Source organism: Streptomyces griseicoloratus, from assembly GCF_014534645.1.
Taxonomy (GTDB): domain Bacteria; phylum Actinomycetota; class Actinomycetes; order Streptomycetales; family Streptomycetaceae; genus Streptomyces; species Streptomyces griseicoloratus.
Map to the genome: position 1 here is coordinate 129,014 of NZ_JACVQF010000101.1, position 11,392 is coordinate 140,405.

The 11,392-nt window shown below is 71.8% G+C and carries 9 protein-coding genes and 1 riboswitch; of the genes, 4 read left to right on the forward strand and 5 right to left on the reverse strand.

Annotation, left to right across the window (positions count from 1 at the left end; translation table 11 throughout):
* Positions 1 to 85: 85 nt before the first annotated feature.
* The 4 genes from H0H10_RS03120 to H0H10_RS03135 all read right to left on the reverse strand — a co-directional run bounded on the left by H0H10_RS03120 (position 86) and on the right by H0H10_RS03135 (position 4,835).
* Positions 86 to 781, reverse strand: coding sequence for a GntR family transcriptional regulator (locus H0H10_RS03120; protein ID WP_188179230.1), 696 nt, complete (start codon positions 779 to 781; stop codon positions 86 to 88).
* Positions 782 to 968: 187 nt separating this feature from the next.
* Positions 969 to 1,733: a M23 family metallopeptidase gene (locus H0H10_RS03125; RefSeq protein ID WP_188179231.1), complete on the reverse strand. Its 765-nt coding sequence runs from the start codon at positions 1,731 to 1,733 to the stop codon at positions 969 to 971.
* Positions 1,734 to 1,745: 12 nt separating this feature from the next.
* A riboswitch (cyclic di-AMP (ydaO/yuaA leader) is annotated at positions 1,746 to 1,910 on the reverse strand.
* 190 nt (positions 1,911 to 2,100) lie between these two features.
* Positions 2,101 to 3,489, reverse strand: coding sequence for a M16 family metallopeptidase (locus H0H10_RS03130; protein WP_188179232.1), 1,389 nt, complete (start codon positions 3,487 to 3,489; stop codon positions 2,101 to 2,103).
* Positions 3,486 to 4,835, reverse strand: coding sequence for a M16 family metallopeptidase (locus tag H0H10_RS03135; RefSeq protein ID WP_188179233.1), 1,350 nt, complete (start codon positions 4,833 to 4,835; stop codon positions 3,486 to 3,488). Before H0H10_RS03135 ends, H0H10_RS03130 begins: the two co-directional genes overlap by 4 nt.
* A gap of 320 nt (positions 4,836 to 5,155) precedes the next feature.
* Here H0H10_RS03135 and H0H10_RS03140 point away from each other — a divergent pair, with 320 nt between their 5' ends.
* Positions 5,156 to 7,609 (forward strand): DNA gyrase/topoisomerase IV subunit A, encoded by a 2,454-nt coding sequence (locus tag H0H10_RS03140; RefSeq protein WP_188179234.1) that lies wholly within the window; start codon positions 5,156 to 5,158, stop codon positions 7,607 to 7,609.
* On the opposite strand, the gene H0H10_RS03145 is transcribed toward H0H10_RS03140, so the two are convergent.
* A complete protein-coding gene (locus tag H0H10_RS03145) occupies positions 7,606 to 8,706 on the reverse strand; it encodes a CobW family GTP-binding protein (protein ID WP_188179235.1) in 1,101 nt (366 codons plus the stop codon). The genes H0H10_RS03140 and H0H10_RS03145 overlap by 4 nt on opposite strands.
* Before the next feature lie 319 nt (positions 8,707 to 9,025).
* Here H0H10_RS03145 and H0H10_RS03150 point away from each other — a divergent pair, with 319 nt between their 5' ends.
* From H0H10_RS03150 to H0H10_RS03160, 3 genes are all read left to right on the forward strand, one after another.
* Positions 9,026 to 9,577 (forward strand): DUF6082 family protein, encoded by a 552-nt coding sequence (locus tag H0H10_RS03150; protein ID WP_188179236.1) that lies wholly within the window; start codon positions 9,026 to 9,028, stop codon positions 9,575 to 9,577.
* A 145-nt stretch (positions 9,578 to 9,722) separates the two neighbouring features.
* Positions 9,723 to 9,959, forward strand: coding sequence for a hypothetical protein (locus H0H10_RS03155; protein WP_100048050.1), 237 nt, complete (start codon positions 9,723 to 9,725; stop codon positions 9,957 to 9,959).
* Positions 9,960 to 10,304: 345 nt separating this feature from the next.
* Positions 10,305 to 11,249 (forward strand): ferredoxin family protein, encoded by a 945-nt coding sequence (locus tag H0H10_RS03160; protein ID WP_188179237.1) that lies wholly within the window; start codon positions 10,305 to 10,307, stop codon positions 11,247 to 11,249.
* The last annotated feature ends 143 nt before the right edge of the window (positions 11,250 to 11,392 follow it).

Here is an 11,392-nt window from a genome sequence, read left to right on the forward strand (position 1 = left end):
TTCACCTTCCACAGGCGCAGGAATTCCTCGTCCGGGCGGCAGGAAATGCACCCGGAATTCCCCCTCTTTGTATACGGCAGCCGTGTTAATGCCGCAGGCTCGGCATGTTTACGGCACGTTGCGAATTCCTCACACGCTGCGGACGGTCACCGCCGGAGGCGAACCGGAACCGGTGCGCGGAGCTCGCGCGCTCGGTGTGCGCCGCCGTGAGCGCCCGCGCGCGCTCGCTGTCGCCGCGGGCCACCGCGTCGACGATCGCGCCGTGTTCCGCCCAGCTCTCCACGGGGCCGGCCGGCGCGTCCACGGCGTACATCCAGGCGATCTTGTGCCGCAGCTGGGTCAGCGTCGCCGTCAGGGAGGGGCTGCCGGCGGCCTGGGCGAGGGTCTCGTGGAACCAGCCGCCGAGTGAGCGCAGATCCTCGCTGCTGCCCTGCCTGGCACGCATCTGCCCGAGCCTGACCAGGCCGCGCAGCACCTTCAGGTGGGCCTCGGTGCGGCGCCTTGCGGCCCGCGCGGCGCCGAGCGGCTCCAGGAGCGCACGCATCTCCAGCAGGTCGGCGGCCTCCTGTTCGGTGGGTTCCGCGACGCACGCGCCCGCGTGGCGCCGGGTGACGACGAATCCCTCGGCCTCCAGGGTGCGCAGGGCCTCGCGGACGGGGACGCGGGAGACGCCGTAGCGGCGGGCGAGGAGTTCCTCGGTGAGGCGGCTGCCGCGCTCATGGACACCGGCGACGATGTCGTCCCGGATCGCCGTGCACACCGAGTGCGCCGGAATACGCATGACCGACCTCCGCCTTAATCCCCGTGAAACGTCGACGATTGACGTGTGTTCAGTGACTCTAGGCCAATCCACGAGGATTTCCGACGGCGGGGCGGAATCCATGGGTATTTTTTGGACAGCGGCACGTCCGAAAAGCGAATGCCCCGGCTCCGGGAGCCGGGGCATTCGCACATCGTGCGGTGCGTGCTCAGACGTTCACACCGTGCGAACGCAGATAGGCCACGGGGTCCATGTCCGAGCCGTACTCGGGGCTGGTGCGGGCCTCGAAGTGCAGGTGCGGTCCGGTGACGTTGCCGGTGGCGCCGGACAGACCGATCTGCTGCCCCGGGGTGACCGTCTGGCCCACCGAGACGCCGATGGACGACAGGTGGCCGTACTGGGTGTACGTGCCGTCGTGCATCCTGATCACGACCTGGTTGCCGTACGCCCCGCCCCAGCCGGCCTCGACGACGGTTCCGGCGCCGACCGAGTGCACCGGGGTGCCGCTCGCGGCGTGGAAGTCGACGCCGGTGTGGCTGCCGGACGACCACAGGGAGCTGCCGGCCCGGTAGGCGGTGGACACGTAGGAGCCGTCGATCGGCAGGACGAAGGTGTTGAGGCGCTTGCGCTCAGCCTCGCGGGCGGCACGCTCCTTGGCCTCGCGCGCCTGCTCGGCCGCCTCGGCCGCCTTCTCGCGCGCCGCCTGCTCGGCCGCCTCACGGGCAGCGGCGTCCTGGGCGGCCTGCTTCTGGGCGGCCGCCTGGGCGTCGATCTCGTCGGCTATGGAGTCGCCGATGGTGACGACCGGAGTGAGGCCCGTCTGTTCGGCCGCGGGCTCGGCGGCGAGCGCCGGTGCGGCGAGGGTGCCGACGACGCCGGACGTGGTGAGTGCCGCGACGCCCGCCGCACGGGCGGTGGTGCGGTGCATCCGGCTGGGGCGGCGGTGCTTCCCGGTGGCGCGCGTGAACGCCATGTACAGGCTGGTCCTTTCCTTCCCTCTCGCCTACCGGGTTAGCTGACGGGTTCGGAGCAGGAAGGTCTCCTACGGACCCCCTCGCGGCACGCGCGGGCGTCCGATTCACCCCAGGGACTGCGGTGGGTCCCCGGCTCCCCTGGCTCGCGCCGTACGGGGACTCGGCGATGGCTGTCCGGTGCCGCGGGCGCGGCGCACTGCCTGACGGACAGCCCGGAAGACGCTAAACGCGGCCGTCGTCAATCCTCAAACGGAGCAGGGTTTTTGTAGCGCATCCCACAGGGCAGACAGGCATCCTTCCCTCAATTCGGGCAAAAGACGGCCCTGGTGACACAAGGGTCACCAGGGCCTGGGTGCGCGCGTGCCGTTACTCGGCCGCCACGACCGTGACTTCGCCGATGCCGAGGGCCTCGACGGGCTCCTTGATCTGCGCCGCGTCACCGACGAGGACCGTCACCAGGCGGTCCACCGGGAACGCGTTCACGACCGCCGCCGTGGCCTCCACCGTGCCCGTGGCGGCGAGCCGGCGGTACAGCGCGGCCTGGTAGTCGTCGGGCAGGTACTGCTCGACCTGGTCGGCCAGCGTGCTCGCGACGGCCGCCGCGGTCTCGTACTTCAGCGGCGCCACGCCGACGAGGTTCTGCACGGCGACGTCCCGTTCGGCGTCGGTGAGGCCCTCCGCGGCGAGCGTGCGCAGCACCGTCCACAGGTCCTGGAGCGCGGGACCGGTGTTCGGGGTGTCGACGGAACCGCTGATCGCGAGCATGGCGGCGCCCGTGCCGTCCGGCGCGGAGCGCAGCACCTGGCCGAACGCCCGCACGCCGTAGGTGTAGCCCTTCTCCTCGCGCAGGACGCGGTCCAGGCGGGAGGTGAGGGTGCCGCCGAGGCAGTACGTGCCGAGCACCTGCGCGGGCCACACGCCGTCGTGGCGGTCGGCGCCGGTGCGGCCGATCAGCAGCTGCGTCTGGACGGCGCCGGGGCGGTCGACGATGACGACCCGGCCGGTGTCGTCGGCGCTCACCGGGGGCACGGGGCGCGGCTCGGCCGCGGAACCGGTCCACGTGCCGAGCGTGTCGCCGAGCAGCGCGTCGAGGTCCACGCCGGTGAGGTCGCCGACGACCACGGCGGTGGCCGTGGCGGGGCGTACGTGCTTCTCGTAGAAGGCCCGCACCGCCCCCGAGTCGATCGCCGCGACCGTCTCCTCGGTGCCCTGGCGCGGGCGCGACATGCGCGAGTCCGCCGGGAACAGCTCCTTGGAGAGCTCCTTGGCCGCGCGGCGGGAGGGGTTGGCCAGCTCGTGCGGGATCTCGTCGAGCCGGTTGCGCACCAGCCGCTCGATCTCGCTGTCGGCGAACGCGGGCGCCCTGAGCGCGTCGGCGACCAGGCCGAGGGCCTTGGCCAGGCGGGAGACCGGGACCTCCAGGCTGAGCCGGACGCCGGGGTGGTCGGCGTGCGCGTCGAGGGTGGCGCCGCAGCGCTCCAGCTCGGCGGCGAACTCCTCGGCGGAGTGCTTGTCCGTGCCCTCCGAGAAGGCGCGCGCCATGATCGTGGCCACGCCGTCGAGTCCGGCCGGCTCGGCGTCCAGGGGTGCGTCGAGCAGCACCTCCACGGCGACGACCTGCTGGCCGGGGCGGTGGCAGCGCAGCACCGTCAGGCCGTTGTCGAGGCTGCCGCGCTCGGGGGCCGGGAACGCCCACGGCTTGGGCTCGCCGGCCTGCGGCTGGGGGTGGAATTCCATGCTGGCGAGCTCGGTCACTTGGCCGCCTCCTCGTTCTCGTCGGTGGATTCGGCGGCATCGGCGGCGGTCGGCTCGTAGACGAGCACCGCGCGGTTGTCGGGGCGCAGGCGGGCCTTGGCGACCTCCTGCACCTCCTCGGCCGTCACCTCCAGGACGCGCTGCACGGCGGTGAGGGCGAGCTGCGGGTCGCCGAACAGGACGGCGTACCGGCACAGTTCGTCGGCGCGGCCCGCGACCGTGCCGAGCCGGTCCAGCCACTCGCGCTCCAGCTGCGCCTGGGCGCGCTCCATCTCCTCGGCCGTGGGGCCCTCCTCCGCGAACCGGGCGAGCTCCTCGTCGACGGCGGCCTCGATGACGGGCACCTCGACGTCGCCGGACGTCTTCACGTCCAGCCACCCCAGGGAGGGCGCTCCGGCGAGCCGCAGCAGGCCGAAGCCGGCGGCCACGGCCGTGCGGTCGCGCCGGACCAGCCGGTTGTACAGGCGGGACGACTCCCCGCCGCCCAGCACGGTCAGGGCCAGGTCCGCCGCGTCGCACGCGCGCGTGCCGTCCTCCGGCAGGCGGTAGGCCGCCATCAGGGCGCGCGCCGGGACGTCCTCCTCGACGACCTCGCGCAGCTGCTCGCCGATCACCTCGGGCAGGGTGCCGTCCCGGGGGACGGGCTTGCCGTCGTGGGAGGGGATGGAGCCGAAGTACTTCTCGATCCAGGCGAGCGTCTGCTCGGGGTCGATGTCGCCGACGACCGACAGGACCGCGTTGTTCGGCGCGTAGTACGTGCGGAAGAACGCGCGGGCGTCCTCCAGGGTCGCCGCGTCCAGGTCGGCCATGGAGCCGATCGGCGTGTGGTGGTACGGGTGGCCCTCCGGGTAGGCGAGGGCGGTCAGCTTCTCGAAGGCCGTGCCGTAGGGCACGTTGTCGTAGCGCTGGCGGCGCTCGTTCTTCACGACGTCCCGCTGGTTCTCCATCGACTCCTCGTCGAGGGCGGCGAGCAGGGATCCCATGCGGTCGGCCTCCAGCCAGAGGGCGAGCTCCAGCTGGTGGGCGGGCATGGTCTCGAAGTAGTTGGTGCGCTCGAAGCTGGTGGTGCCGTTGAGCGAGCCGCCGGCGCCCTGCACCAGCTCGAAGTGGCCGTTGCCCTTGACCTGGGCGGAGCCCTGGAACATGAGGTGCTCGAAAAGGTGAGCCAGGCCCGTACGCCCCTTGACTTCGTGGCGCGAGCCGACGTCGTACCAGAGGCAGACCGCCGCGACGGGGGTCAGGTGGTCCTCGGAGAGCACCACGCGCAGGCCGTTGGCCAGGCGGTGCTCGGTCGCTGTCAGGCCGCCGGAGTCTGCCTGGGCTGTGGCCGTGTGACCCATGGGCATGTACGTCCCTTCGATCGCGGAATCATTGGTCGGAACTGCGGAATTCTGCCGATCCTGCCACTGTATGCAAGCGTGTGGCCCGCCTGTGAAGTTCCCGGGCGGCGTACGCCCACAGCGAGAACGGGCGGCGGGGGCGCGAGGGAACGGGGTGCGGGGCCACCGGGGGAACGGAGTGCGGGCCACCGGGGGCGAGGGCGTACCCTGCGGGCAGCAGCGGGCCGGGCAGCCCGTGACGGGTCCTGGTCGGTCGCTGTCAGTGCCGCGGTCCACAATGGTCCGCGTCAGATCACCGTCCACGCTTCAGCAAGGAGCCGGCAGCGATGGCCCGCCGTAGTACGAAGACCCCGCCGCCCGACGACTCGTACGAGGAGAAGATCCTCGACATCGACGTCGTCGACGAGATGCAGGGCTCCTTCCTCGAGTACGCGTACTCGGTCATCTACTCCCGTGCCCTGCCGGACGCCCGCGACGGCCTCAAGCCGGTGCACCGCCGCATCGTCTACCAGATGAACGAGATGGGCCTGCGCCCCGAGCGCGGCTACGTCAAGTGCGCCCGTGTCGTCGGCGAGGTCATGGGCAAGCTGCACCCGCACGGCGACGCGTCGATCTACGACGCCCTGGTGCGCATGGCCCAGCCCTTCTCGATGCGCGTGCCCCTGGTGGACGGCCACGGCAACTTCGGCTCGCTGGGCAACGACGACCCGCCGGCCGCCATGCGGTACACCGAGTGCCGGATGGCCGAGGCCACGAGCCTGATGACGGAGTCCATCGACGAGGACACCGTCGACTTCGCCCCCAACTACGACGGCCAGGAGCAGGAGCCGGTGGCCCTGCCCGCCGCCTTCCCGAACCTCCTGGTCAACGGCGCCTCCGGCATCGCCGTCGGCATGGCCACCAACATGCCGCCGCACAACCTGCGTGAGGTGATCGCGGCCGCCCGCCACCTGATCCGGCACCCGAACGCCGACCTGGACACCCTGATGAAGCACGTCCCGGGCCCCGACCTGCCCACCGGCGGCCGGATCGTCGGCCTGCCCGGCATCCGGGACGCCTACGAGACGGGCCGCGGCACCTTCAAGATCCGGGCGACGGTGTCCGTGGAGACGGTGACGGCCCGCCGCAAGGGCCTCGTCGTCACGGAGCTGCCCTTCGCCGTGGGCCCCGAGAAGGTCATCGCCAAGATCAAGGACCTGGTCGGCTCGAAGAAGCTCCAGGGCATCGCCGACGTCAAGGACCTCACCGACCGCGAGCACGGGCTGCGCCTGGTCATCGAGATCAAGAACGGCTTCGTGCCGGAGGCGGTCCTGGAGCAGCTCTACAAGCTGACGCCGATGGAGGAGTCCTTCGGCATCAACAACGTCGCCCTGGTGGACGGCCAGCCCCTCACCCTGGGCCTGAAGGAGCTGCTGGAGGTCTACCTCGACCACCGCTTCGACGTCGTCCGGCGCCGCAGCGAGTTCCGGCGCGGCAAGCGGCGCGACCGCCACCACCTGGTGGAGGGTCTGCTCACCGCGCTGGTCGACATCGACGAGGTCATCCGCCTCATCCGCTCCAGCGAGAACTCCGCGCAGGCCAAGCAGCGCCTGATGGAGCGCTTCTCGCTGAGCGACGTCCAGACCCAGTACATCCTGGACACGCCGCTGCGCCGCCTGACCAAGTACGACCGCATCGAGCTGGAGGCGGAGAAGGACCGGCTCAACGCGGAGATCGAGGAGCTGACGCGGATCCTGGAGTCGGACGCGGAGCTGCGCAAGCTGGTCTCGAACGAGCTGGCCGCGGTGGCCAAGAAGTTCGGCACCGACCGCCGTACGCTCCTGCTGGAGTCGTCCGCCACCCCGGCGGCGGCCGTGCCGCTCCAGGTGGCGGACGACCCGTGCCGGGTGCTGCTGTCCTCGACGGGCCTGATCGCCCGCACGGCCACCGACGAGCCCCTGGTCACGGACGCCGGCGCCAAGCGCGTCAAGCACGACCTGATCGTCTCGGCGGTGCCCGCGACGGCCCGCGGCGAGGTGGGCGTGGTGACGTCCGCCGGGCGTCTGCTGCGGGTGAACGTCGTCGACCTGCCGCAACTCCCGGAGATGCCGACGCCGAACCTCTCGGGCGGCGCACCGCTGGCGGAGTTCGTGTCCCTGGAGGACGAGGAGACCGTGGTCTGCCTGACCACGCTCGACGAGTCGTCGCCGGGTCTGGCGCTCGGCACGGAACAGGGTGTCGTCAAGCGCGTGGTGCCCGACTACCCGTCCAACAAGGACGAGTTGGAGGTCATCACGCTCAAGGAGGGCGACCGCATCGTCGGCGCCGCCGAGCTGCGCACGGGCGAGGAGGACCTGGTCTTCATCACCGACGACGCGCAGCTGCTGCGCTACCAGGCGTCGCAGGTGCGGCCCCAGGGCCGTCCGGCGGGCGGTGTGGCAGGCATCAAGCTCGCCGACGGGGCGAAGGTCATCTCCTTCACGGCGGTCGACCCCGCGGCGGACGCGGTGGTCTTCACGGTCGCGGGCTCGCGCGGCACTCTGGACGACTCCGTCCAGACGACGGCCAAGCTGACGCCGTTCGACCAGTTCCCGCGCAAGGGCCGCGCCACAGGTGGCGTGCGCTGCCAGCGGTTCCTGAAGGGCGAGGACTGCCTGGCCCTGGCCTGGGCGGGCGCGGCCCCGGCGCGGGCCGCGCAGAAGAACGGCGCTCCGGCCCAGCTCCCGGACATCGACCCGCGGCGCGACGGCTCGGGCGTGTCGCTGCCGAAGACCGTGTCGGTGGTCGCGGGCCCGGCCTAGGCCGGCTCCGGCGGCTCCTCGACACCGGGCTCACCCGGTTCGCCTTCGCCGGGGTCCGGTACGTAGCGCAGGACGCCCCACATGCCGTGCTCGTCGGCGTGCGGGGCGTCGCTCACGCACGCGTCCAGCTCCTTGCGGAGGCCGGGCGCGTCGATGCCCGAGCCGATGAGGACCAGCTGGGTGAGGCGTTCCTCGGCGGGTGTCCACGGCTCCGGGTAGAAGCGGAGGAAGTGCCCCACGGCGTGCACGGCGTAACGGTTCCGCTCGTCGTACGGGCCGAAGTCGACGTAGCCCTTGATCCGGTACAGCCCCTCGGGACGGCTGTCCAGGAAGCGCATCAGCCGCCGGGGGTCGAGCGGGGCGCCGGAGGTGAAGGACACGCTGTCGTAGGCGGTGTGCAGGTGGCCCGTGTGGCCGGTGCTTTCCTCGTCCCGGGTGTGGTCGTGCAGGTCGTCGAAGGAGAGCTGCCCGATGCGCTCCTCGCTCGGCTTGCAGTCGAAGAGGAACTCGGGGTCGATACGGCCGTAGGCGGCCGGGACGACGGCGGCCCGGTCGCTCAGCGAGCGGACGAGAGCGAGCACGCGCTCGGCGTCCGGGGCCCGGTCGGTCTTGTTGACCACGACGAGGTCGGCCAGCGCCAGATGCCGGTCGATCTCGGGGTGCTTCGCGCGCGTGTCGTCGAACTCGGCCGCGTCGACGACCTCGACGAGCCCGCCGTAGACGACTCCCGGCTGCTCACTGGCGAGGAGCATGCGCACCAGCTCCTGCGGCTCGGCGAGGCCGCTGGCCTCGATGACGATGACGTCGATGCCGGCCTCGGGCCGGGCGAGCCGCTCCAGGTAGCCGTCGAGCTCGCTCACGTCCACCGCGCAGCACAGACACCCGTTGCCCAGGGACACGGTCGAGTCGCCGAGCGCGCCCGCGACGGCCATGGCATCGATCTCGATGGCGCCGAAGTCGTTGACGATGGCTCCGATGCGGCTGCCGCCGCTGCGGTGGAGCAGGTGGTTGAGGAGCGTGGTCTTCCCGGAACCGAGGAATCCCGCGATGACGACGACCGGGATCTGCCGGGAATGGGAAGTCGGGCGCTGCCCCACCGTGCGACCTCTCTCTCACCTCTGCGTACGCCGGCCCTCGGCGGTGCGTACGCCCTCGTCCGGAATGGCCTGTTCAGGATACGAGCCGGTGCGGTCGCCACGAAGTGAACGATTGTTAGCAGCACTCGCGGGGCAGACGTTGGACATGGCGCCGGATCGTGCGACCCTCGCTTCCCTCCGTGCGCCTCCTCTCCGCCTCCCCGCCGATCAGAGCCGCTCGGCACCCTGGAGGCGGCAAGCGCCGCCCATCGCTCGCCGGTCCCCGTCAGCCGACCCGCACCAGACGACCGGCGGACGGTCGCCTGATTCGGGGGTTGACATGGCCACACGGAAGAACGTCACGGGGAGGTTCGGCTCCGCCGCGGCCGGTCTGCTGTTCGCCACGGCCGGGCTGACTCTGGCCGCACGCCAGCGGTGGCTGGAGAAGGCTCGTCTCCAGGAGCGGCAGCTGGAATTGGAGGAACTGGCGATCCGGCGCCAGTCGCTGGAGCACCAGCAGCGCATGCACTGGGAGCTGCTGACCAGGGCGATCGACGATCCTTCCCTGGCCGAGGTCATCGACACGTACGACAAGAGCATCCCGGCGGCGCGGCGACGCCAGTTCCTCTACGCCAACGCCTGGTACGTCTACCTGTACCACGTGCACCGGGCGGGCCTGCTGGACCGGGAGGAGCTGTACAGGCATCTGCGGGAGTTCTTGCAGAGTCCGGCCTTCCGCGAGTACTGGGAAGCGGCGAAGCACATGCGCGCCTCTTTGAACGAGGCCTCGGAGGAGGCCCAGCTGGGGTTCATGGTCGACGGTCTCGTCAAGGATCTCGACGAAGCCGACACGGACGACTGGTGGGTCGTCGGCAATCCCCCGACCGGCTGAGGGTTCGCCAGGCCGCCGAGCAGGTCAACGTGGGCGTACGGAGGACACGACGGAGTGGCTTCGTCTGCCGGGCCTCACAAACACCAGTAGCGTGTGTCGCCACACTCTGCCCAGAATTCATCCCAGAACCCATAAGGACCGGACCTTGAAGATCGTGCGCCGCATCGGTGTGCCTCCCAGCGCCCGAGGCAGTAACTCGGGATCCACCTGCCCCGACGTGTTCGAACTGAGCGACGGCAACTTCGCCGTCATCGGCACCGAGGCCACCGAGGCGCTGGAGCGTGAGCTGCCCGCCGACGCCGCCCGCGCCGACTACGAACGCATCGTGGTCGTGAGCCGGGAAACCCTGATCCGGGCCAAGGCGGACATCCCCGACGCCTGACCTCACCGCCCACGTCCCCGGCCGCATCCACCATCGGCCGACCGGACCCCCACCGTCGGGCAGCCCGGCACCCCGTCCTGCCCGACGCCCCACCGATGAGGCCTGGCGCCCGAACGGCACCAGGCCGCATGTGTTCTTCCAGCACCGGCACACGCCGTCAAGTGCCGCTCGACCGCCCACGGCCGCCCCCGCACACCGATGTCGACCTGGCACTCGCCGTGCTCACCGATTCCTCGGCGCCCGAGCGGGCGTACTCCGGTCCGAGGCCGCCGCAGTCACTGCCGGAGCAGCGCTCCAGGCGCGGCTGCGACTCGCCGTGACGCAAGTCAGGTTAGGCTCACCTCTGTGAGTACGTGCTCAACCGTCTCCCGGGACCTCGACGAGCCCATCGCAGGCACCGCGCCCGCCGCGAGGACGTGGCTGCTGGTCGAGCAGCCCGGCCCATGGGGCGCCAAGGCGCTCACCTCGAGCCACCTGGACCCCACGCTGGGCCGCGCCCTGGAGGCGGCCGCGAAGGGCACGGGCGTACGCATCGCGCTCATCCGCCGTCCGGGACGCCACGCGGACTGCGGCGCCCCCACCCGGCGCCGGGTGTACGCGGCCCACACCACGCCGGGGAACACGTGGTTGCACGGCGCCACGCTGACCGACCCCCGCCTGCTGCTCGACCTCGACTTCCCGGCGCTCGGCAGAGGAGAACGCCGTACCTTCGACACGGCACTCCAGGGCGACCGGCACACGGGCGACCCGCTCGTCCTCGTCTGCACCAACGGCAAGCGCGACCGGTGCTGCGCGCTCCTCGGCCGGCCTCTGGCGGCCGAGCTGGCCGCCTCCGGGACCGAGGGCGTCTGGGAGGTCACCCATCTGGGTGGCCACCGCTTCTCCCCCACGCTGCTCGTCCTGCCCCACGGATACGCCTACGGGCGCGTCGGGGCCCACTCCGTCAAGGAGATCCTGCGCAACGCGCGCGAGGGGCGGATCGTCACGGAGGGCTGCCGCGGGAACTCGGCGTGGGAGCGGCCCGGCCAGGCGGCCGAGCTGGCCGTGCGCACAGCCGTGGGCGAGGACGCGGCGGAGTCGCTGAGCGTGGTGCGGACGGACGGCGCGGCACCGCGCTGGGAGGTGACCGTGGCCCACACCGACGGCCGCCACTGGCGGGTCACCGTGGCCCAGGGCGCGTCGCTGCCGCCCCGCCCGGAGAGCTGCGGAGCGTCGGTGCTGGGCTCACCGGCGCGGCTGGAGGTCACGGCGGTGCGCGAGCTGACGATCACGGCAGCACTCGCCGGCTGAACCCGGCGCCGCAGCCGTACCGGGCGGGCCCGGCCGAGGTCACGGCGACGCTCGCCGGCCGAACCAGGTGACGCGGCCGTAACGGGCGGGCCCGGCCGAGGTCACGGCGGCACTCACCGGCCGAACCCGGCGGCGCGGCCGTA